22 protein-coding genes are annotated in these 20352 nt (G+C 74.0%); 8 read left to right on the forward strand and 14 right to left on the reverse strand.

Features of this window, described 5'->3' with window-relative positions:
• Positions 1–116: 116 nt before the first annotated feature.
• From ABD249_RS13085 to ABD249_RS13110, 6 genes are all read right to left on the reverse strand, one after another.
• Positions 117–2381, reverse strand: a complete 2265-nt coding sequence (locus tag ABD249_RS13085) for a hypothetical protein (RefSeq protein ID WP_344344274.1) — start codon at positions 2379–2381, stop codon at positions 117–119.
• A gap of 903 nt (positions 2382–3284) precedes the next feature.
• Positions 3285–4172: a hypothetical protein gene (locus ABD249_RS13090; protein ID WP_344344276.1), complete on the reverse strand. Its 888-nt coding sequence runs from the start codon at positions 4170–4172 to the stop codon at positions 3285–3287.
• Between the two features lie 334 nt (positions 4173–4506).
• Positions 4507–5451, reverse strand: coding sequence for a sugar kinase (locus ABD249_RS13095; RefSeq protein ID WP_344344277.1), 945 nt, complete (start codon positions 5449–5451; stop codon positions 4507–4509).
• Positions 5448–6068, reverse strand: a complete 621-nt coding sequence (locus ABD249_RS13100; protein ID WP_344344279.1) for a bifunctional 4-hydroxy-2-oxoglutarate aldolase/2-dehydro-3-deoxy-phosphogluconate aldolase — start codon at positions 6066–6068, stop codon at positions 5448–5450. Before ABD249_RS13100 ends, ABD249_RS13095 begins: the two co-directional genes overlap by 4 nt.
• The gene (locus tag ABD249_RS13105; protein ID WP_344345102.1) at positions 6065–6808 is read right to left on the reverse strand and encodes an SDR family oxidoreductase; all 744 of its coding nucleotides are present in this window, start codon (positions 6806–6808) and stop codon (positions 6065–6067) included. Before ABD249_RS13105 ends, ABD249_RS13100 begins: the two co-directional genes overlap by 4 nt.
• A gap of 8 nt (positions 6809–6816) precedes the next feature.
• Entirely contained in the window at positions 6817–7842 is a 1026-nt protein-coding gene (locus ABD249_RS13110) for a zinc-dependent alcohol dehydrogenase (protein ID WP_344344280.1), read from the reverse strand.
• A 145-nt stretch (positions 7843–7987) separates the two neighbouring features.
• Here ABD249_RS13110 and ABD249_RS13115 point away from each other — a divergent pair, with 145 nt between their 5' ends.
• Genes ABD249_RS13115 through ABD249_RS13135 form a run of 5 tightly spaced genes read left to right on the forward strand, consistent with a single transcriptional unit; the run spans position 7988 to position 12480 of the window.
• The gene (locus ABD249_RS13115) at positions 7988–9001 is read left to right on the forward strand and encodes a TRAP transporter substrate-binding protein (RefSeq protein ID WP_344344282.1); all 1014 of its coding nucleotides are present in this window, start codon (positions 7988–7990) and stop codon (positions 8999–9001) included.
• Positions 9002–9003: 2 nt separating this feature from the next.
• Positions 9004–9531, forward strand: a complete 528-nt coding sequence (locus ABD249_RS13120) for a TRAP transporter small permease (protein WP_344344283.1) — start codon at positions 9004–9006, stop codon at positions 9529–9531.
• Positions 9528–10835: a TRAP transporter large permease gene (locus tag ABD249_RS13125; RefSeq protein ID WP_344344285.1), complete on the forward strand. Its 1308-nt coding sequence runs from the start codon at positions 9528–9530 to the stop codon at positions 10833–10835. The genes ABD249_RS13120 and ABD249_RS13125 overlap by 4 nt, the downstream gene beginning before the upstream one ends.
• A 17-nt stretch (positions 10836–10852) precedes the next feature.
• Positions 10853–11686, forward strand: coding sequence for a 5-dehydro-4-deoxy-D-glucuronate isomerase (gene kduI, locus ABD249_RS13130; protein ID WP_344344287.1), 834 nt, complete (start codon positions 10853–10855; stop codon positions 11684–11686).
• A 17-nt stretch (positions 11687–11703) separates the two neighbouring features.
• Complete coding sequence (locus ABD249_RS13135; protein ID WP_344344289.1) at positions 11704–12480, forward strand: IclR family transcriptional regulator; 777 nt, start codon at positions 11704–11706, stop codon at positions 12478–12480.
• Between the two features lie 114 nt (positions 12481–12594).
• Here the strand turns inward: ABD249_RS13135 and ABD249_RS13140 are convergent, their stop codons facing one another.
• Positions 12595–12903, reverse strand: a complete 309-nt coding sequence (locus tag ABD249_RS13140; protein ID WP_344344291.1) for a DUF7882 family protein — start codon at positions 12901–12903, stop codon at positions 12595–12597.
• A 23-nt stretch (positions 12904–12926) separates the two neighbouring features.
• Positions 12927–13109, reverse strand: coding sequence for a hypothetical protein (locus ABD249_RS13145; protein WP_344344293.1), 183 nt, complete (start codon positions 13107–13109; stop codon positions 12927–12929).
• Positions 13110–13282: 173 nt separating this feature from the next.
• Between ABD249_RS13145 and ABD249_RS13150 the strand changes: the two genes are divergently transcribed.
• Together ABD249_RS13150 and ABD249_RS13155 are read left to right on the forward strand one after the other, a co-directional pair.
• Positions 13283–13798: a MarR family winged helix-turn-helix transcriptional regulator gene (locus ABD249_RS13150; protein ID WP_344344295.1), complete on the forward strand. Its 516-nt coding sequence runs from the start codon at positions 13283–13285 to the stop codon at positions 13796–13798.
• Between the two features lie 100 nt (positions 13799–13898).
• Entirely contained in the window at positions 13899–14312 is a 414-nt protein-coding gene (locus tag ABD249_RS13155; protein ID WP_344344297.1) for an SRPBCC family protein, read from the forward strand.
• A 10-nt stretch (positions 14313–14322) separates the two neighbouring features.
• On the opposite strand, the gene ABD249_RS13160 is transcribed toward ABD249_RS13155, so the two are convergent.
• From ABD249_RS13160 to ABD249_RS13185, 6 genes are all read right to left on the reverse strand, one after another.
• Positions 14323–14709: a hypothetical protein gene (locus ABD249_RS13160; RefSeq protein WP_344344299.1), complete on the reverse strand. Its 387-nt coding sequence runs from the start codon at positions 14707–14709 to the stop codon at positions 14323–14325.
• 106 nt (positions 14710–14815) lie between these two features.
• Positions 14816–15463, reverse strand: coding sequence for a hypothetical protein (locus ABD249_RS13165; RefSeq protein ID WP_344344300.1), 648 nt, complete (start codon positions 15461–15463; stop codon positions 14816–14818).
• Between the two features lie 158 nt (positions 15464–15621).
• The gene (locus tag ABD249_RS13170) at positions 15622–16371 is read right to left on the reverse strand and encodes an SDR family NAD(P)-dependent oxidoreductase (RefSeq protein WP_344344302.1); all 750 of its coding nucleotides are present in this window, start codon (positions 16369–16371) and stop codon (positions 15622–15624) included.
• Entirely contained in the window at positions 16368–17234 is an 867-nt protein-coding gene (locus tag ABD249_RS13175; protein ID WP_344344303.1) for a fumarylacetoacetate hydrolase family protein, read from the reverse strand. Before ABD249_RS13175 ends, ABD249_RS13170 begins: the two co-directional genes overlap by 4 nt.
• On the reverse strand, positions 17231–18091 hold the full coding sequence (locus ABD249_RS13180) for an amidohydrolase family protein (protein ID WP_344344305.1): 861 nt from the start codon (positions 18089–18091) through the stop codon (positions 17231–17233). The genes ABD249_RS13175 and ABD249_RS13180 overlap by 4 nt, the downstream gene beginning before the upstream one ends.
• The gene (locus tag ABD249_RS13185) at positions 18088–19062 is read right to left on the reverse strand and encodes an aldo/keto reductase (protein WP_344344306.1); all 975 of its coding nucleotides are present in this window, start codon (positions 19060–19062) and stop codon (positions 18088–18090) included. The genes ABD249_RS13180 and ABD249_RS13185 overlap by 4 nt, the downstream gene beginning before the upstream one ends.
• 137 nt (positions 19063–19199) lie before the next feature.
• Between ABD249_RS13185 and ABD249_RS13190 the strand changes: the two genes are divergently transcribed.
• Positions 19200–20351 carry a mandelate racemase/muconate lactonizing enzyme family protein gene (locus ABD249_RS13190; protein WP_344344308.1) on the forward strand — a complete coding sequence of 384 codons (1152 nt, stop codon included), beginning with the start codon at positions 19200–19202 and terminating at the stop codon, positions 20349–20351.
• The last annotated feature ends 1 nt before the right edge of the window (position 20352 follow it).

Raw genomic sequence — 20352 nt, forward strand, 5'->3', positions numbered from 1 at the left:
ACGACGCACCATCGGGTCGCGGGCACGCGCTGCGGCCATCCGGCCACGTGCGAGGGAGACGCTACCGCCCGCCATCGGGCCGCGCGCGGGGGTTGCGCGGCCCGGGCCCGCGCGCGTCAGTCGGCGCCGCAGCGCACCGCCGCGCACGCGAGCACGACGCCCGCGTCGGCGGCGTCCGTCGCCACCGCCCGTCGCGCGCCGACGGCGAGCAGCGGCCGACCATCGTCGTCGAGCGCGAGCGCGAACCCGAGGGAGGAGCCCGCATCCGAGGGCGCGGTGCCCGCGAGCGCCACGCTCGTCCACGACGCGCAGGCCGCGTCGTCGCACGACAGCAGCGCGACGTTGCCCTCGGCGTCGATCGTGCCGATGAGCGGGCGGCCGGAGGCGTCGACGACGAGCGCAGGCGAGTGCAGCACGTCGGTGGCCGGCTCGACGTCGGTGATCGTCGCGTCCGAGCAGGCGACGTCGAGGCAGGCGAGGAGTCGCAGCGTCGCACGGTCGACGGCGCGGACGAGCACGAGCGGCAGCCCGTCGCCGCCGATCGCGACCTGGGCGCCGTGGGTCTGGTCGAGATCCGTGACGACGTCGCCGGGCACCTCGGCGTCGAGCGACTCGATCGTCGAGGTGCCGTCGGTCGCGAGGGTGACGAGTCGGAGGGCGATCTCGCCGTCGTCGTCGGCGCGGTCGGCGAGCGAGACGACCGTCGTGCCGCCTGCGGTCGTCGCGACGTCGAGCGTCGTCGAGCTCGTGCTCCACGATCCCCACTCGAGGTCGAGCTCGGTGCGCTGGCTCACCGAGCACGTCGCGTCGGCGCACGCGTCGATCGCGAGGGTCGCGTCCTGCGAGTCGAGCGGACGGACGACGGATGCGATCACGGGCGCCTCGCCGCTCGAGTCGATCGCGACGGCCATGAGCGACTCGTTGATGCGATCGAAGGCGCTCGTCCCGAGCTGGAACGACACGTCGATGCCGCCGAGCATGCGCTCGTCGCCCGGCAGGCCCGCCCAGGGCTGCGTCCGATCCGCGTCCGCGTCGTCGACGTCGTCGACCTCCTCGACCGGCTGGTCCCACTCGCGCAGCTCGCTCGGCGAGCTGTGCACGACGCGCAGCTCGAAGCTGCCCGACTCCTCGTCGGCGGCATCCTCGATCGGGTACCACGTCGCCGAGAGGAGGCCGCCGTCGGCCGCGGGCGCGATGGTCGACGGGAGGATTGCGCGCATGTCGTGCTCGGGCCCGCACGTCGAGGCCGAGCACAGGCGCACGGTCGAGTCCTGGCCTCCGAGGCGCGACAGCACGGCCGTGCCGCCCTCCCACGTGGCGACCTGCGGCGACGACCAGATGCGGTGCACGTCGGCCGCCGCGTACGCCGGCACGCCCCAGGGATTCGCCGCGAGGAGCGCGCCCGCGACGATGGCGGGCACGAGGAGCACGGCGATGCCGGCGAGCGGGCCCGTGCGGCGGGTGCGGGTTCGGGCGGGTGCCTCGGTGGCGCCGGGGGCCGAGCTCGGGGTCGCGTCGCCGGAGGCGAGTGCGGATGCGAGTGCGCCGATCGCCGGGGTCGCGACCGCGGTCGAGGGCTCCGATCCCTCGACCGCCACGGGACCGTCGAGGCGCAGCGCGACGCCGCGCACGGCGACGGCCGCGAGCAGCACCTGCGCGAGGGCACCGGGGACGAGCGCGAGCGCGACCTGCACGACGGGCGTCCACCATCCCGTCGGCACCAGCCCACCGAGCAGCTGCAGGACGAGCGACGCGACGCCCGTCGCGACGACCGTGACGACGACCGCGATGCGCGGGGTGCGGAGCGGCTCGGCCGACGCAGCGACGATCGCGTGCGGCGAACGCCACGCCCATCCGATGGCGGGGCCGAGCCCCATGCGGCCGCCGACGACGAGGGGGAAGGCGAGCAGCAGCGGCGCGGCGACGACGGCGACGACCACGACGCCGACGGCCGCAGCGATGCCGGCGACCGGCTGGAGCGGCAGGAGCACGCCGACGATGCCGGCGACGGCGAGGGAGGTCACGAGCGCCACGGCGGTCGCGAGGAGCACGCTGCCTGGGCGACGCGCGGCGCCCGCCAGCGCGGCAAGCACGCCGAGCCGGCGACGATCGACGCGCGCCAGCAGCGCGAGCGTCGCGGCGGTGACGCCGAGGCCGAGGCCGAGCGAGAGGGCGGCCGAGAGGACGGCAGCGGCGCCGAGCACCGCCGGGCCGGGGCGCACGGGCGCGACGGCGTGGTCGACGACCGCGAGGGCGCCGGAGGCGGCGGTGAGGACGGCGATGCCGGCGACGAGGGCGACGACCGCGAGCGGCACGGCGAGCGCGAGCGTCGGCGCCGCGGTGTCGAACGCGAGCCGCACGGCCTGCGGCGGCCCGTACATGCGATCGGCGGCGGAGCGCCCGTCGGGTGCCGACGAGGGCGCAGAGGCGGGCGCCGAGGACGGTGCCGAGGCGGGGGCCGAGGGGGGCATCGAGGCGGGTACCGCGGACGCCGCCTCGATCTCGTCGCGGCGATCGTCGGTCTGTCCTGCGTCGTCCGGATGCACCCACGCAGCGTAGGAGGGCACCGTGTCGCGACGCTGACCGTCCCCTGAGCGCCCCGCTCCGCCGCCGCATCCGCGCCCCAGGGGCCGGTCGGCTGCGCATTCCACCCCGACCCCCGCTCACGCGTGATTCCGGCGGCCGCCGCGACGACGCGGCGACGCACGAGCCGCACTCCGTCCCGGTCACCGCCGCATCCACGGCCCAGCGGGCCGCCGGCTGCGCATTCCACCCCCACCACCGCTCACGCGTGATTCCGGCGGCCACCTCGACGACGCCCGGGCCACACTCCGTCCCGGTCACCGCCGCATCCACGGCCCAGCGGGCCGTCGGCTGCGCATTCCACTCCGACCACCGCTCCCGCGTGATTCCGGCGGCCGCCGCCCGCAGCCGAACCGCTCACCGTCCCGGCCACCGCCGCATCCACGGCCCAGCGGACCGTCGGCTGCGCATTCCACCCCGACCACCGCTCACGCGTCATTCCGGCGGGCGCCGCGACGACGCGGCGACGCACGAGCCGCACTCCGTCCCGGCCACCGCCACATCCACGCCCCAGCGGGCCACCGGCTGCACATTCCAACCCACCACCGCTCACGCGCGGTTCCGGCGGCCAACTACCCGCACCCGAGCCGCACCGTCCCGGCCACCGCCGCATCCACGGCCCAGCGGGACGTCGGCTGCGCATTCCGCCCCGACCCCCGCTCACGCGTGATCGCGGCGGCGACGCCCTGGTCGACGCCGGGTCAGGCCACGCCGGCGTCGGCGAGCGGGATGCCGCGCACCTGCCGTCGCCAGGGGTGCTCCCCGAGGGTCCACAGCGTCCGCGTCTCGGGGTCGATCGCGAGGTCCTCGCAGCCGACGGGGAGGTCGACGCCGCTGCGCGTCAGGCCGTCGCGCGTGCCGGTCCACAGTCCGCCTGGCTGCATGCCGCGCGACTGCGACGCGAGCACCGTGTCGCCCCAGCGCACGGCGCCCTGCATGGACGTGATGCCCGGCGCGACCGACCACGTGGGCTCGGGCCAGGGCTCATGGGCTTCGGGCACGGCGAACTCGGCGATGCGGCCCGCGTCGTCCTTGCGGTACTCGCCGACGAGCACGCGCTCCTGCGGGCTGCCGTCGGCGTCGAAGGCGCGAGCGAGGAACGAGCAGCGCATCGGCACGTCGTGCACGCGCGTGCGCACGACGGCGCGTCCGCGCGCGGCGAGCGGCCACCGCGTCGAGCCGACGAGTCGACGCGCCTCGGCACCGCGCACGGCGCGAACGTCCGACAGGTCGAACTCCCACACGCCCGCACCCGTCGCGGCGACGAGCAGGCGGTCGCCCATCCACGCGATGCCGCCGGCGTGGATGCGCGCGGGCTCGAGGCCGCCGTCGCCGCCGACCGCGAGCGCGACGTCGACGCTCGTGCCGCGCTCGAGGTCGACGAGCGCGATGCGGGATGCGATGTGGTGGCGTGCGCGGTCCTGCCGGAACCAGCTCACGGCGAGGGTGCGGCGGCCCTGCCACACGCCGACGTCGATGCCCTGCGGATACCAGCGCTCGGTCAGCGACCGTCGACTGAGCCAGCGCAGGCTCGTCGCGGCACGGCCCGTCCGCAGCAGCGGACGCCAGGAGCGCAGGGGGAAGACCACGCTCCATCGTCGCATCGGTGCCGAGCGGCCGCCGCATCGGCGCCACCGCGCCGATCGCCGGCCGTCGCGGTGCGCAGGCGATCCGGTGGGTGCGAGGGAGCATTGCCCTCGCACCCTCGTGATCGCCGGCGATGCGCGACTCGCACAGCAGGCGGCGGAGGCGCAGCGGCGAAGCGCAACGGCGTGACGGCGGAGGCGCGACCGCGCAGCGGCGGAGGCGCGACCGCGCGACGGCGCAGGCGCGACGGCGCAGGCGCGACGGCGCAGGCGCGACGGCGCAGGCGCGACGGCGCAGGCGCGACGGCGGAAGCGCGATGGCGCCCGCCCCACCGGCCTAGCGGTCGACCGGGTCGCCCCCGCCGCGCACGAGCTCGGCGACGTCGGCGGGCGTCGGCATGGCCTCCCAGTCGCCCTCCGCGCGGCATGCGCACGCGCCGGCCGCCGCAGCGGTGCGCAGGCGCGTCGCGTGGTCGGCGCCGCGCACGAGCTCGGCGAGGTAGCCGCCGACGAAGGCGTCGCCCGCACCCACGGTGTCGGCGACGGGCACGCGGTACGCGTCGACGTGCAGCACGTCGTCGGCGTCGATGCCGAGCGCGCCGTGCTCGCCGAGCTTCACGACGGCGAGCGCCGGCCCCATGGCCTGCAGGCCGCGGGCGAGCGCCTCGGGCGAGTCGCCGTCGACGAGGATGCGCGCCTCGTCGTCGCCGGCGAAGACGACGTCGGCGAGCGCGACGAGCTCGCGGTACCGCGGCGCCGCGTCGGCGTGCGACCACAGCTTCGATCGGTGGTTCACGTCGAACGACACGGCCGTGCCGACCTCGCGGGCGTGGCGCACGGCGTGCAGCACGGCATCCGCCGAGGTCGGGCTCAGCGCGAGGCCGATGCCCGTGACGTGGAGGACGTCGGCGGCGGCGATGACGTCGAGGGGCACGTCGGCGGGCGTGAGCCGCGAGCCCGCGTTGCCGTGCCGGTAGTAGGTGACGCGGCTGCGCCCGAGGTGCGGGCGGTCCTTCAGCATGATCGCCGTCGGCACGTCGACGTCGGTCGTGACGTGCGCCTCGACGTGCTCGGCGCGGAGCGTGCGCAGGATGCGGCGGCCGACGGCGTCGTCGCCCACCCGGCCGATCCACGACGTCTCGACGCCGAGGCGGGCCGTGGCGATCGCGACGTTGGTCTCGGCGCCGCCGAACGACAGCTCGGCGTCGCCCACGACGTCGAAGCCGCCCGTGCGGCGCGCGAGCACGAGGCCGAGGGCCTCGCCGAGCGTGACGATGCTCACGCCGGCACCTCGTCCGCGATCGCGACGGCGCGTGCGGCGATGGCGGCGATGGCATCCGCGCCCTCGCGCATCGCCGCGCCGCCGGCGAGCCACGAGCCGCTCACCGCGGCGACGGCGGGGTGCGCGAGGTGCTCGGCGAGCGTCGCCTCGCTCACGCCGCCGGACGGCATGAACGTGACGTCGGGGAAGACGGATGCGTACGCGTCGAGCAGCGCGAGGCCGCCGACGACGTTCGCGGGGAAGAGCTTGAGGGCGCGCAGGCCGAGGTCGCGGGCCGCCATGACCTCGGAGGCGGTCATGACGCCGGGCAGCACGTCGACGCCCGCGTCGCGCGCGACGGCGACGACGTCGGCCGACAGCCCGGGCGACACGAGGAAGCGGGCGCCGGCGTCGATCGCGGCGCGCGCCTGCTCGGCGTCGAGGACCGTGCCGGCACCCGCGACCAGGTCGCCGCGAGCGGCGATCGTGCGCAGGGCCTCCATCGCATGCTCGGTGCGCAGCGCCACCTCGACGATGCCGATGCCGCCGGCGACGAGGCCGTCGGCGAGCGCCGCCGACTCCGCGGCGGTCGCGGGCGCCGCGAGCGGCACGAGCCGGTGGCCGGCGAGCGCGCTCATCGGGCGAGCCAGCCGCCGTCGACCGGCAGGATCGCACCGGTCACGTACGCGGCGGCGGGGCTCGCGAGGAAGACGGTGGCGCCGCCGAGGTCCTCGGCGCTGCCCCACCGACCCGCGGGGATGCGCTCGAGGATCGCGCGCGAGCGCTCGGGGTCGTCGCGCAGCGCCTCGGTGTTGTCGGTGGCGATGTAGCCGGGCGCGATGCCGTTCACCGTGACGCCGCGGCCTGCCCACTCGTTCGAGAGGGCGTGCACGAGACCGGCGATGCCGGACTTCGCGGCGGCGTAGCCGGGCACGTTGATGCCGCCCTGGAAGGTCAGGAGGCTCGCGGTGAAGATGATGCGGCCGTGGCCGCGCTCGAGCATGCCGGCGCCGACGGCCTGCGACAGCACGAACTGGCTCGCGAGATTCACCTGCAGCACCTCGTCCCACCACTCGAGCGGGTGCTCGGCGGCGGGGGCGCGGCGGATGGTGCCGGCGTTGTTGACGAGGATGTCGGCGCCGCGCACGCGGGCGCCGAATGCCTCGACGGCCGCGCGGTCGGAGAAGTCGACGGCGTGGCCCTCGAACGACCGGCCGAGGTCGCGGACGCGGCGGCCGATCTCGCCGCCGTCCGCCTCCTGGCTCGACGAGGCGGCGACGATGTCGGCGCCGGCCTCGGCGAGGGCGAGCGCCATGGCGAAGCCGATGCCGCGGCGCGCGCCGGTGACGACGGCCGTCTGGCCTGCGAGGTCGAACATGGATGTGCTCACGAGTCGGCTCCCTGGACGTCGACGAGGATCTTCATGGCGTCGCCGACGGCGAGCGCCTCGAACGCGGCCTGCGTGTCCTGCAGCGGCACGACGCGCGTGATGAGCTCGTCGGCGGGCACCTGGCCGCTCGCGAGCAGGTCGACGGCGCGCTCGAAGTCGGCGCGCTCGTAGACGCGGGCGCCGATGAGCTCGAGCTCGCGCCAGAAGACGCGGTGCAGGTCGATCGGCACGGGCTGCGCGTGGATCGCGACCATGACGACGCGGCCGCGCACGCGGGCGAGGCTCGGGCTCGAGAGCGCGGTCGCGGCGACGCCGGCGACCTCGAAGACGACGTCGGCGCCTGCGCCGCCCGTGCGCTCGTCGACGATGGCGGGCACGTCGGCGCCGATGGGGTCGAGCACGTCGGCGCCGAGGCGCTCGGCGAGCGCGCGGCGCTCGGCGTTCGGCTCGACGACGAGCACGTGGGCGCCGGTGGCGCGCGCGACGAGGGCGATGAGCTGGCCGATGGGACCGCCGCCGACGACGACGACGTGCTCGCCGGCGGCGACGCGGCCGCGGGCGACGTCGTGGCAGGCGACGGCGAGGGGCTCCACGAGCGCGGCGTGGCGCAGCGAGAGGGAGGCGGGCAGCGGCACGACGAGCGAGGCGTCGACGTTCCACCGCTCCTGCAGCGAGCCGGGGCTGTCGATGCCGACGAAGTTGAGGCGCTGGCAGACGTGGCCGTTGCCTGCGAGGCATGCGGGGCACTCGCCGCACGCGTCGAGCGGCATGACGGTGACCTGGTCGCCGACGGCGATGCCCGTCACGCCCTCGCCGACGGCGGCGATCGTGCCGCTCATCTCGTGGCCGATCGACTGCGGCGTCGTGACGCGCGAGTCCATCGAGCCGTGCAGCACGTGCAGGTCGGTGCCGCAGATGCCCGTGTACGCCACGGCGATCTGCACCTGGCCGTGGCCGGGGTCGGTGGCGTCGATCTCGTCGACGGTGATGCGGTGCTCGCCGCGGTACTGCGCTGCCCTCATGCGCGGATGCTCCCTTGGATCCGTGAAACCTGATTCCATCCGAAGGTCCACGTTGCGGAACTTCGTTTCGTCACGCTACCGTACCCGAAGCGGTCGGCCCAGTGGCAAGCACCGCGACACTCAACGAGGAGGATCCATGCGCAGCATGAGGATCGGCGCAATCGCCGGCATCGCGACCCTCGGACTCGCCCTGACGGCGTGCTCCGGCGGCTCTGGCGGATCGGGCGGAGAGGGCGGCTCCGTCGAGCAGACCGTCTTCCGCGTGGCGTTCAACCAGAACATCGACCACCCCCAGGCGCAGGCGCTGCTCGAGGTCTCGGACGCGCTCGAGGAGGCCACCGACGGCGCCTACCGCTTCGAGCTCTTCACCGACGAGACGCTCGGCGACCAGGCGGCCACGATCGAGCAGGTGCAGTCCGGCACGCTCGACTTCGCGCTCGTCGCAGGCAGCCTGCTCGAGAACTTCGAGTCCGACTTCTCGGTCGTGAACCTGCCGTACCTCTACGAGTCGCCCGAGCACCAGATGGAGGTGCTCAACGACGACGAGATCATGGGCGACCTCTACGAGACGCTCGTCGACGACGACATCCAGGTCCTCACGGCCTACCACGGCGGCGTGCGCAACGTGTACACGACCGACGGCCCCGTCGAGACCCCCGAGGACCTCGGCGGCCAGAAGATCCGCGTCATCGGCTCCGACACCAACGTGCTCATGATGGAGCTCATGGGCGGCGTCGGCACCCCGCTCGCGCAGGGCGAGGTCTACACGGCCATCCAGTCGGGCGTGCTCGACGGCGCCGAGAACAACGAGCTCATCTACTCGACGCTCTCGCACGCGGAGATCGCGCCGTTCTACTCGCGCACGCAGCACCTGATGATGCCCGACTACCTCATCGGCAACCCGGCCGTGCTCGAGCGCATGGATGCCGACGCACGCGAGACGCTCGACGAGCTGCTCGCCGAGAGCGTCGACACCGAGCTCGGCCTGTTCGCCGACGCCGTCGACGAGGCGGTCGCCGCTGCCGAGGAGGCAGGCGCGACCTTCTCCGAGGTCGACGTCGAGGTCTTCCGCGAGGCCGTGCTGCCCATCCACGAGCAGCGCGTCACCACCGACCTCACGCAGTCGATCTACGACGCGATCGACGCGGCGCGAGGCTGACCATGGCGAACGCCGTGACCATGTTCGAGACGGGGCTGACACGCGTGCTGCGCGTCATCTGCGTCGTGCTCTTCGCGATGCTGGTGCTGCTGGTGACGTGGCAGGTCTTCACGAGGCTCGTCCTCGGCGACCCCAGCATCTGGACGGAGGAGCTCGCCCGCTACACGTTCGTGTGGGTGAGCCTCATCGGCATCGCGCTCGCCGTGAGCGAGAAGGCCGACGTGGTCATGGAGTTCGTCGTCGAGCGGCTGCCGAAGGCCGTGCAGCGCATCACCGACGTGCTCGCGTACCTCGCGACGCTCGCGTTCGTGCTGTACGCCATGGTCTACGGCGGCCTCGACCAGACCATCCAGGCGTGGGGGCAGCGCAATCCCGTGCTGCCCCTCACGCAGGGTCAGCTCTACCTCTCCATCCCCCTGTCGGGGATCCTGCTGACGCTCTTCCTGCTCATCCACCTCGCCAGGACGCTCGCGCCCGGCTACGAGGGGCGCCAGGGCTTCCACGAGGACCCCGCGGCGGCCGGCGCATGATCGATCCCGGCCTCATCGGCGCCATCCTCATCGGTGGCCTCGTCGTCCTCCTCGCGATCGGCGCCCCGGTGTCGATCAGCATCGCCCTGCCGTCCGCGGTGTGCATGCTCCTCATCGCCGGCTTCGACAACGGCGCCGTCACGAGCGCGCAGCAGATGGTGCGCGGTGCGAACTCGTTCGCGCTCCTCGCGATCCCGTTCTTCGTGCTCGCCGGCGTCATCATGAACAACGGCGGCATCGCCGAACGGCTCATCAACCTCGCCCGCGTGCTCGTGGGCAGGATGCCGGCGCCGCTCGCGCAGACCAACGTGCTCGCGAACGCGATCTTCGGCACCGTCTCCGGCTCGGCCGTCGCGAGCGCCGCGGCCGTCGGCGCCACCATGGCGCCCATGCAGCGCAAGGAGGGCTACGACCCCGCCTTCACCGCCGCCGCCAACGTGGCGTCCGCACCCGCCGGCATGCTCATCCCGCCGAGCAACACGCTCATCATCTACTCGCTCGCCGCAGGCGGCACGTCGGTCGGCGCGCTCTTCCTCGCCGGCTACGTGCCCGGGTTCCTCTGGGCGCTCGCCTGCGCCGTCGTCGTGTTCGTCTACGCCCGCAGGCACCCGAACCTCAAGGGCAAGCCCTGGCCGCACGCCTCGGTGATCCTCGCGACGTTCCTCAAGGCGCTGCCGTCGCTCGGCCTCATCGTCGTCGCCATCGGCGGCATCGTGGCAGGCTTCTTCACCCCGACGGAGGGCTCGGCGATCGCCGTGCTCTACGCGCTCGCCCTGTCGTTCGTGTACCGCACGATCAAGGTGCGCGAGCTGCCGAGGATCCTGCTCGAGGCGTGCCGCACGTCGTCGATCGTGATCTTCCTCATCGCGGTGTCGACGATCATGGGCTTCGTCATGGCGTACTCGCGCCTGCCACAGCTCATGGCCGAGGGCCTGTTCGGCTGGACGGACTCGAAGATCGTCGTGCTGCTCATCATGATGCTGCTGCTGCTCGTCATCGGCATCCCGCTCGACCCGACGCCGGCCATCCTGATCTTCACGCCGATCTTCCTGCCCATCGCGATCTCGTACGGCATCGACCCGGTGCACTTCGGCATCATGATGGTCTTCAACCTGTCGATCGCCGTGATCTCGCCACCATCGGCCCCCGTGCTCTTCGTGGGCGCGCAGGTCGCGAAGGTCCGCCTCGACCACGTCATCAAGCACCTCATGCCGTTCATGGCCGTGCTCGTCGTCCTGCTGTTCATCATCGTCTTCGTGCCCGAGGTGTCGCTGGCCCTGCCGCGACTCTTCGGCCTCATGTGACCCGAGAGAGGAATCCCATGCCCTCCGCCCACCGCCCCGGCCGCCCCGAGGACATCCCCGGCCTCGACCAGGCCGCCCTCCGCGACCGCTACCTCGTGCAGGGGCTCCTCGCCCCCGGCGAGGTGCGCACCGTCGTCACGCACTTCGACCGCGTCGTCGCCGTGGGCGCCGTGCCCACGGATGCGCCGCTCGCGCTCGAGGCCGTGCCCGAGATCCGCTCGGAGCGCTTCCTCGACCACCGCGAGATCGGCATCGCGAACGTCGGCGGCGCAGGCTCGATCGTCGCCGACGGCGAGCGCTTCGCCATGGCGCCCGAGGCGCTGCTGTACCTGGGCCGCGGCACGCGCGAGGTGACGTTCGAGTCGGACGACGCCTCGACGCCCGCGCGCTTCTACGGCTTCTCGGCGCCGGCGCACGCGACGTTCCCGAGCACGCTCGCGACGCCGGAGGACGGCACGATCCGCGAGCTCGGCGACCAGTCGACCTCGAACCGGCGCACGCTGCGCCAGGTCATCCACGAGGACGGCATCCGCAGCTGCCAGGTCGTCATGGGCATCACGCGCCTGCACACCGGCAGCATGTGGAACACGATGCCCGCGCACACGCACGACCGGCGCACCGAGCTCTACCTCTACTTCGACCTCGCCGAGGATGCGCGCGTCGTGCACCTCATGGGCGAGCCGGAGGAGACCCGCCACCTCATGGCGGCGGATGGCGATCTCGTGCTCTCCCCCTCCTGGTCGCTGCACTCCGGCGTAGGCTCGGCGAACTACGCGTTCGTGTGGGCGATGGCTGGCGAGAACCAGTCGTTCGACGACATGGACTCGGTGCCGATCTCCGCGATGCGGTGACGGGAGGGATGGACGTGGTGCTCGAGCAGATCGATCGTTCCGCAGCCCCGGCAGCGGGTGCGAGCGAGAAGACGCTGCGCGTGCTCACCGCGGCCCTCGAGCACCCGCGCTTCACCGACATCGTCGCCGAGGCGGGCCTCGCGAAGGCGACGGTGCACCGCATCCTCGCGACCCTCGTCGAGCAGGACTTCGTCGCGGGCGACGCCGACGCGGGCTACCGCGCGGGGCCGAGCCTGCTGGCGCTCGCCGGCAGGGCGCTCGCGAGCGTCGACATCTCGTCGATCGCGGGGCCCATCGTCGCCGACCTCGTCGCGCGCGTCGACTGCACCGTGCACGTGGGCGTCGCGACCGACGCCGAGATGGTCTACGTCATCCGCGAGGACGCCTCGAAGCCGTACCGCATGCGCTCGCGCGTCGGCCTCGGCATCCCCATGCACTGCTCGGGGATGGGCAAGGCCGTCATCGCCACCTGGAGCCCCGACCGCGTCGACCGGCTCGTCGCGCGCGAGGGCCTGCCCGCCCGCACGGCGCTCACGCTCACGACGCCCGAGGCGCTCCACGAGGAGCTCGCCCGCGTCGCGGCGCGCGGCTACGCCATGGACCTCGGCGAGAACGAGGTCGGCACGGTGTGCGTCTCGGCCGCGATCCGCGACCACACGGGCGAGGCGCGCTACGGCCTGTCGATCTCCTCGATCGCGCTCGAGCACCCCGGCACGTCGATCGAGGAGCTCGCGCCCGCGGCCGTCGCCGCCGCCGAGCAGATCTCCCGGCTGCTGGGCGCGCCCGCGGCCTGACGCGGGTCGCACGCCGTGCGTCGCGGCGGCCCGTCGCACGCTCGCGCCCGGACATGCGAACGGGCCGGCACGGCGAGCGGTGCTCGCCGGCGCCGGGCCGGTTCGGTTCGGGTGCTACGCCGCGACCGCGACCGGCATGGCGGTCCGCACGGGCTCGATCGTGAGGCCGGAGCCGCGGTGCGTGCTGCGCATCATCTCGTCGAGGCGGTCGCGGTCGAGGCCGTGCTGCTCGTTGGTCGTGAACGCGCAGCGCAGGTTGGCCGTCGGGTGCACCCAGAGGGTCTCGCGACCCTCGATGCCCGCGATCGTCAGCGTGAACGCCTCGCCGCGACGCAGCTTGGCGACGATGATCGCCGAGAGGTGCGCGAGCGTGAGGTCGTCGATGTCGAAGGCGGCGTCGGTGCCGTAGTGGAAGGTGCCCATGATCGCTCCTATGTGTCGTGTCGTCAGCCGGAGACGATGCGGTCGCCGGCGAGGTCGAGGCGTCGAGCCATGGAGGCTCGCGTGAATGCTGCGAGGAGTCGGACGGGTGCGCTGCGCTCGTAGTGCGCGGCATCGCCTGCCATGAGCAACGTCCAGAGGACGTCGGGGGTGGGCGTCGCGACGGGGGCGCCGGGACGGCGCAGCATCGCGTGGACCAGACCGAGCGAATGCGCCCTGTCCAGGTCGTCGATCCCGAGCTCCTGCATGGCTCCAGACTTTCAGAACGAGCACCATTTAGCAAGTTTGCCAAGATAATCTGTCCAGAAGATGTTAGGGTGGTGAACATGTTCCACGTCCCTCCCCTCCTCGCGAGGCTCCGATGACCGGCTCCGACGACCACGTGCCGACCGGCTTCACCTACGACGACGAGACGGCCAGTGCAGATGCGGCGACGATGCTGAACCTCCTGCTCGAGTACCGCGATGCCGAGGAGGCGCTGCGGCGCCGCGTGGCCGACGTGCTCGAGATCGGCGACCTCGACCTGCTCGGCCTCCGCTACGTCACGCGAGCGAGCGAGCAGGGCAAGCCCCTGCGTCCCTCCGACCTGCGCGACCGCCTGCACATCACGACGGGCTCGACCACGGGCCTCATCGACCGGCTCGAGGCGCGCGGATACGTGCGCCGCGAGCCCCATCCCACCGACCGACGCTCGTCGTTCGTCGCCCTCGACGAGGGCGCGACCACGACGGTCGTCGCTGCGATCGACAGCATGCAGGCGAGCATCCTCGACGTCGCCGAGCGCCTCACCGACGACGACCGCACGACCGCGGTGCGCGTCCTGCGCGACCTCATCGAGGCCACGCGCTCGTCGAACGCGCTCCCCGCAGCGGCCTGACGCCGTCGCTCGCGGGCGGGTAGCCTGCCCGCATGAGCGACGACGCCCGGTGCCCTGCCCGCGACGATGCGGCAGCGGGCACGGGCGCAGCACGATGAGGGTGCGCCGCGGCAGGATGCACCTCGCGGTCGGCGGCCCGATCGACCCCGGCCTCGCCTGGGAGCGCTACGCGCGGCCCGAGCGCTGGTCGTCGTGGGCGCGCCACATCGATCGCGTCGACGTCGACGGCGACGAGCCGCGCATCCGGCCCGGGCTCACGGGCCACGTCGCGTCGGGGCCGCTGCGTGCGCGCTTCCGCGTCGACGCCGTCGACGAGGCGGCTCGGACGTGGACGTGGACGGTGCGCGTGGGACCGCTGCGGCTGCGGCTCGCGCACGAGGTCGTCGCGGCGACGCAGATCGGCACGCTGCAGACCGGCACGCTCACGCGGCTCGTCATCGCCGGACCGCTGCCCGTGACGATGGCCTACGCGCCGATCGCGGCGTTCGCGCTGCAGCGCCTCGTGCGCCGCTGAGCCGGCCGGGCTAGGAGCGCGGGGGCACGACGGCGTCGCCGTCGAGGTCGGCGAGCGCCGTCTCGATCGCACCGCTCGCCGTGTCGATGCGCGCGTCGAACTGCAGCTGGGCGATCGGCCGCAGGATGGGCCTGCGCGCGTGGTTCGCCGCGGCCTCGCGGGCCTCGCTCGCCGCCTGCGTCGCCGTGAGGATGCACATCGCGACCGAGCGGTCGAGGTCGGTGTCGCCGAGCGCCTCGGCCGCCGCCGCCGCGCACGGCCCGAGACGGTCGAGCTGCGCAGCGTCGCGGATGCCGATCGTCTCGTCGTCGAAGGCGCGGAGGACCTCGCGCATCTCACGGAGATCGGTCGTCACGTCGTGGGGCACGGAGACGATCTTGCACCCTTCCGCCGTCATCGCGCGAGGCGAGCGCTGCATGCGGGCTGATCGCGCCGTCTCGACGGGATCCGGCACCCCCGCGCCGACGACCCGTCATCGACTCCGCGCGCGGCCGCGTTCGGCGTCAGCCACCGACGCCCTGTCGCACCGACAGCCCGGCGCGCGCCGCCACGGCCTCGATGGTGGGGCGCACGTCCGCGGCGATCCAGCGCCACGGATGCTGCGGATGCACGGCGCTCGCGTGCTGCGCCTCGAGGATGCTCCAGGTGCGTCGCGACACGGGCACGGCACGGCCCGTGCGCTGCGGCGGCACCCCGGGCGCGGTCCAGGCCAGCCCGTCGATGCCGGGGCGAAGCACGACGGCGTCGTGGGCGATCCAGAGGTCCCAGTGCAGCACGACCGGTGGGCGCCAGTGCTCGACGGAGCCGACGTAGCGCGGGTCGCGCTCGTCGACGACGACGCGGAGGCGATCGGGCGCCGCCTGCACGCGGAAGGGCGTGGGCGCGAAGGCCGCGGCGAGCGCGGCGGCGAACGCGTCCCGCGGCCACGGCCTCGGCAGCGCATCCGGCACCGTCGCCGGCGCCACGGGCACGAGGTCCGCCGGCGCCTCGCGCCTGCGCACCCGCAGGCCCATGACGATGCCGAGCGTCATCACGACGACCGCGTAGCCGAGCATCGCCCATCGCACGGCGGGCTCGACGGGCAGCAGGAGCGCGACGGGCACGACGAGGACCGACAGCGCAGCGAGCGCGAACCAGGCTCTCGACATCATGCGGTCATCCTGACGCGTCCCGCTGGGCGTCGATCGCCGGCCGGCGCCGCCGGATCCACGCCTCAGCGGTGCGCGAGCCGCGTAGTGCGGCCGGCGCCCCGCTGCGGCGTGGATCCGGCGGTCACGGCATGGATGCGCGGGTCACGGCGAGCGCCGCGTCAGCGACGCACGCGCAGGTGCGTGACGCCGCCGTCGACGTCGAGCGCGCTGCCCGTCGTCGACCCCGAGCGCGGCGACGCGAGGTACGCGATCGCGCCGGCGACCTCCTCGGGCGTCACCATGCGGTTCGTCGCCTGCCGCGCGTCGAGCGCCGCGCGCTCGGCGACGGGGTCGGGGAAGCCCTGCAGCATGCGCTCGACGAACGGCGACGAGACCGTCGCGGGTCGCACGCAGTTCACGCGGATGCCCTCGGCCACGTGGTCGGTCGCCATCGCGAACGTCAGCGAGAGCACCGCGCCCTTCGACGCGGCGTAGAGGGCGCGCTGGGGCAGCCCGTTGAGCGCGGCGATCGAGCAGACGTTGACGATCGAGGCGGCGTGCGAGCGGCGCAGGTGCGGCAGCGCGGCGGCCGAGACGCGCGCCATGCCCGTGACGTTGACGTCGAGCACGCGCGCCCAGTCGGCGTCGTCGTTCTCCTCGACGGTGCCGACGGCGCTGATGCCGGCGTTGTTGACGAGCACGTCGATGCCGCCGAGGTCGCGCGCGACGGCGTCGATCGCGGCGACGACCGAGGCGCGATCGCGCACGTCGGCGGCGTAGCCGGTCAGCGGCGCCTCGACGGCGTCGACCGCGAGGTCGAGCACCGCGACGCGTGCGCCCTCGGCCGCGAGCGCGAGGGCCGTGGCGTGGCCGATGCCCGAGGCGCCACCCGTGACGACGGCGACGAGGCCGTCGAGGTCGCCGCTCATGCCTGCCCCACGTCCTGGCGGGCGCTGCCGAGCCCGTCGATCGAGAGCTCGACGACGTCGCCGTCGCGCAGGTACTCGGGCGTCGCCATGCCGAGGCCGACGCCCGCCGGGGTGCCGGTGTTCACGAGGTCGCCGGGCCGCAGCACCATGAACTGGCTCAGGTACCAGAGCACGTGGGCGACGGGGAAGATCATGTCGGCCGACGAGCCGTCCTGCCGCAGCGCGCCGTTGACCGACAGGCGCATGCCGAGCGCCTGCGGGTCGGCGATGGCGTCGGCGGGCACGAGGCGCGTGCCGAGCGGGTTGAACGTCTCGCAGCTCTTGCCCTTGTCCCACTGCCCTCCACGCTCGAGCTGGAACTCCCGCTCCGAGACGTCGTGCGACAGCACGTAGCCGGCGACGTGCGCGAGCGCGTCGGCGGGCGAGTCGAGGTAGCGCATCTCGGTGCCGACGACGACGCCGAGCTCGACCTCCCAGTCGGTCTTCGTCGATGCGCGCGGCACGAGCACGGGGTCGAACGGTCCGACGATCGTCGTGGGGTCCTTCATGAACACGACGGGCTCCGCAGGGATCGCGAGTCCCGACTCCGCGGCGTGGTCGGAGTAGTTGAGGCCGATGCAGACGATCTTGCCCGGCGTCGCGATGGGCGCGCCGACGCGCAGGGCGTCGGCGTCCTCGAGCACGGGCAGCTCGCCGGCGGCCGCGGCGGCACGCGCGCGATCGATGCCGCCGCCGGCGAGGAAGGCGCCGTCGACGTCGCTCGTGAGGCTGCGGAGGTCGTACGCGACGCCGTCCTGCACGAGCACGGGGATCTCGGCGCCGGGCTCGCCGAGGCGGGCGAGGCCGGAGGGCTGGTCGGTCATGATGCGGCTCCTTCGGAGGGGATGCGGTAGACGCGGGCGGCGGTGCCGCCGAGGATCGCGGCGCGCTCGGACGCGGAGAGGGGTGCGAGCAGCTGCTGCATCGCATCCCACGTGCGCGCGTCGCCGCCGGCGAGGAGGGAGATGGGCCAGTCGCTGCCGTAGAGCAGCCGGTCGGCGCCGAGGAGGTCGAGCGCGTCGTCGACGATCGGCCGGAGGTCGTCGACCGTCCACGCGTCGAGCGGACCGCTCGCGGCGTACAGGCCCGAGAGCTTCGCGACGACCGTGGGATGCCGTGCGCACTCGGCGAGGGCGGCGCGCCACGCGGCACGGGCCTCGGGGCCGCCGCCGACGGGCGGCTTGCCCAGGTGGTCGAGCACGACGGGCAGGGCGGGGTGGGCCTCGGCGATCTCGGCGACGCGCGCGAGCGCCGCGAAGCCGTCGGTCGGCACGTCGAGCGGCATCCTGTGCTCGGCGAGCACGGCGAGCCCGCGCTCGACGGCGTCGCTCGCGAACCACGCGGCGGGCCGCTCGTGCACGAGGTTGCGGATGCCGAGCACCCGGGCGTCGTCGGCGAACGCCTCGAGGTCGGCGGCGAGCGCATCCGGGTCGTCGAGCGGCGCGTAGGCGACGACGCCCGCGACGAGCGCGTGCTCGCGCGCGAGCTCGAGCAGCAGCTCGGTGTCGCCGCGCTCGTCGGCCGACTGCACGAGCACGACGGCGTCGACGCCGCGCGCGGCGAGCGCCGGCGCGATCTCGTCGAGGGTCACGGTGCGGTGCAGGCCGCCCATGCCCGCGTCCATCCAGGCGTACTCGGCGCGGGCGAGGTCCCACACGTGCAGGTGGGCGTCGACGATCACGCGACGCCTCGCAGCTCGCCGCTCGCCTCGAGCTCGGCCCACAGGGCGTCCGGGATGGGTGCGCTCGCGCGTCGCGCACCCTCGCGCACCTGCTCGGCGGTGCGCGTGCCGAGCACGACCGAGACGACCGCGGGGTGCCGCAGCGGCAGCTGCACGGCGGCGTCGGGCAGCGTGACGCCGTGCGCGGCGCAGCGGGCGGCGAGCGCACGCGCGCGGGCGACGAGCTCGGCGGAGGCGGGGAGGTAGTCGAAGCTCGCGTCGTCGGGCACGTCGGCGCGGCTCAGCAGGCCCGAGTTGTAGACGCCGGCGGCGACGACGCCGACGCCGCGGTCGAGCGCGAGCGGCAGCAGGTCGTCGAGCGCGCCCTGGTCGAGCAGCGTGTACCGGCCGGCGAGCATGACGACGTCGAGGTCGCAGCGGCGCACGAGCTCGGCGAGCGCGGCCGACTGGTTCATGCCGGCGCCGATCGCCCCGACGACGCCCTCGTCGCGCAGGCGCACGAGGGCGTCGACGCCCTCGGTCGCGGCCTGCTGGAGGTGGTCGTCGGGGTCGTGGAGGTAGACGACGTCGACGCGGTCGAGGCCGAGGCGCTCGAGGCTCTGCTCGAGGGAGCGCAGGATGCCGTCGCGCGAGAAGTCCCACACGCGACGGTGGGTCGCGGGCACGTGGAAGCCGTGGCCGTCCTGCTCGCCCGCATGCTCGGGCGTGGGCTCGAGCAGGCGTCCGACCTTCGTCGAGACGACGTAGGACTCCCGCGGGCGGTCGCGCAGCGCCGCGCCGAGGCGACGCTCGGACAGGCCGAGCCCGTAGTGCGGCGCGGTGTCGAAGTACCGCACGCCGGCGTCCCATGCGACATCCACGGCGGCGGTCGACGCCTCGTCGGTCGTCGCGCGGTTCAGGTTGCCGAGCTGCGCGGCGCCGAAGCCGAGCTCGGTGAGCTGCACGCTGCTCGTGACGGTGCGACTGCGCACGGCGACCTCCTCGTCGAGACTGCTTGGATCATACATCATACGTTTGCACTCGCCACGACCAGTACCGCACGGACATCAGACATATGATGTATGGTGTCTCGCAGCACGTTCGAGTGCGCCCACCGACATCGAAGGCGATGATGAAGATCACGGGGTATCGCTGCCTGGCGACGCAGCACGACTGGGGGCGCCCCGTCGGCGACGTCAACGGCCATGTCGCATCCGGCATCACCGAGGTGCCGATCCTCGTGCTCGAGACCGACGCGGGCGTCGAGGGCATCGCGACCGGCTCTACCCACGACCTGGAGCGCCTCTTCCCCGCGATCGAGGGCCAGGATCCCCGCGCCGTCGCCTCCCTCTACGACCGCATGCTCGCGCGCGTCTTCAAGTCGGGCCACGGCGGCGCGACGTTCGGGGGCATCGGCACGATCGACGCCGCGCTGTGGGACATCAAGGCCAAGCTCGCGGGAGAGCCGCTCTGGCGCCTGCTCGGCGCGGGCGACCGCTTCGTCGAGGGCTACGCCTCCGGCCTCGACATCGCGCTCGACGACGACCGGCTCGCAGCGCTCTACCGGTCGATGGCCGAGCGCGGCTACGCGAGCGGCAAGCTCAAGGGCGGCCGCGACGTCGCCGACGACGTGCGCAGGCTCCGCATCGTCGAGGACGCCCTGCGCGGCAACGCCGACCGCCCCGGCCTCATGCTCGACGCCAACGAGTCGTGGCATCGCAAGCAGGCGGTGCGCCACGTCGCCGCGATCGAGGAGCAGCTCGACCTCGTGTGGATCGAGGAGCCGCTGCGCCGCTGGGATGCCGACGGCCACGCCGCACTCGGTCGTGCCGTGCGCGCCAGCGTCGCCACGGGCGAGAACCTCACGGGCCTCGAGCAGTACCGGCCCCTGCTCGACGCCGGCGCCGTCGACGTCGTGCAGGTCGGCGCCATCTGGGGCATCACGCACTACCTGCGCGTCGCCGTCGCCGCCCATGCGCGCGACCTGCCCGTGAGCATCGTCGGCCCCACCGCGAACGCCGCCGTCACGCACGCCGCCGCCGCCGTGCCGAACCCCATGCCCACCGAGGTGCAGGATCTCGGCGCCCCCATCGGCGTGACGCTCGACCAGTCGTTCGAGGGCGGCGGCATCGTGCTCGGCGACGAGCCCGGCGCCGGCATCCGCATCGACGAGGACGGCATCGCCGCACGCATGGCGGGCGAGGGATGGCGCTCGGCCGCCGGCCCGCACGTCCGGTCGGCACGCACGGGACTGCGGCTCGCCGCGGAAGGGAGCGCATGAC

It is taken from the genome of Agrococcus versicolor (genome assembly GCF_039531815.1).
Lineage (GTDB): Bacteria > Actinomycetota > Actinomycetes > Actinomycetales > Microbacteriaceae > Agrococcus > Agrococcus versicolor.

What these genes read in the sequence shown, in the direction of transcription:
- ABD249_RS13170 (WP_344344302.1), bottom strand. Translation starts at nt 16,371, where the DNA reads ATGAGCGGCGACCTCGACGGCCTCGTCGCCGTCGTCACGGGTGGCGCC.
- ABD249_RS13140 (WP_344344291.1), bottom strand. Translation starts at nt 12,903, where the DNA reads ATGGGCACCTTCCACTACGGCACCGACGCCGCCTTCGACATCGACGAC.
- ABD249_RS13085 (WP_344344274.1), bottom strand. Translation starts at nt 2,381, where the DNA reads ATGTACGGGCCGCCGCAGGCCGTGCGGCTCGCGTTCGACACCGCGGCG.
- ABD249_RS13150 (WP_344344295.1), top strand. Translation starts at nt 13,283, where the DNA reads ATGACCGGCTCCGACGACCACGTGCCGACCGGCTTCACCTACGACGAC.
- ABD249_RS13190 (WP_344344308.1), top strand. Translation starts at nt 19,200, where the DNA reads ATGATGAAGATCACGGGGTATCGCTGCCTGGCGACGCAGCACGACTGG.
- ABD249_RS13175 (WP_344344303.1), bottom strand. Translation starts at nt 17,234, where the DNA reads ATGACCGACCAGCCCTCCGGCCTCGCCCGCCTCGGCGAGCCCGGCGCC.
- ABD249_RS13110 (WP_344344280.1), bottom strand. Translation starts at nt 7,842, where the DNA reads ATGAGGGCAGCGCAGTACCGCGGCGAGCACCGCATCACCGTCGACGAG.
- ABD249_RS13120 (WP_344344283.1), top strand. Translation starts at nt 9,004, where the DNA reads ATGGCGAACGCCGTGACCATGTTCGAGACGGGGCTGACACGCGTGCTG.
- ABD249_RS13125 (WP_344344285.1), top strand. Translation starts at nt 9,528, where the DNA reads ATGATCGATCCCGGCCTCATCGGCGCCATCCTCATCGGTGGCCTCGTC.
- ABD249_RS13105 (WP_344345102.1), bottom strand. Translation starts at nt 6,808, where the DNA reads ATGTTCGACCTCGCAGGCCAGACGGCCGTCGTCACCGGCGCGCGCCGC.
- ABD249_RS13160 (WP_344344299.1), bottom strand. Translation starts at nt 14,709, where the DNA reads ATGACGGCGGAAGGGTGCAAGATCGTCTCCGTGCCCCACGACGTGACG.
- ABD249_RS13115 (WP_344344282.1), top strand. Translation starts at nt 7,988, where the DNA reads ATGAGGATCGGCGCAATCGCCGGCATCGCGACCCTCGGACTCGCCCTG.
- kduI (WP_344344287.1), top strand. Translation starts at nt 10,853, where the DNA reads ATGCCCTCCGCCCACCGCCCCGGCCGCCCCGAGGACATCCCCGGCCTC.
- ABD249_RS13145 (WP_344344293.1), bottom strand. Translation starts at nt 13,109, where the DNA reads ATGCTGCGCCGTCCCGGCGCCCCCGTCGCGACGCCCACCCCCGACGTC.
- ABD249_RS13100 (WP_344344279.1), bottom strand. Translation starts at nt 6,068, where the DNA reads ATGAGCGCGCTCGCCGGCCACCGGCTCGTGCCGCTCGCGGCGCCCGCG.
- ABD249_RS13165 (WP_344344300.1), bottom strand. Translation starts at nt 15,463, where the DNA reads ATGATGTCGAGAGCCTGGTTCGCGCTCGCTGCGCTGTCGGTCCTCGTC.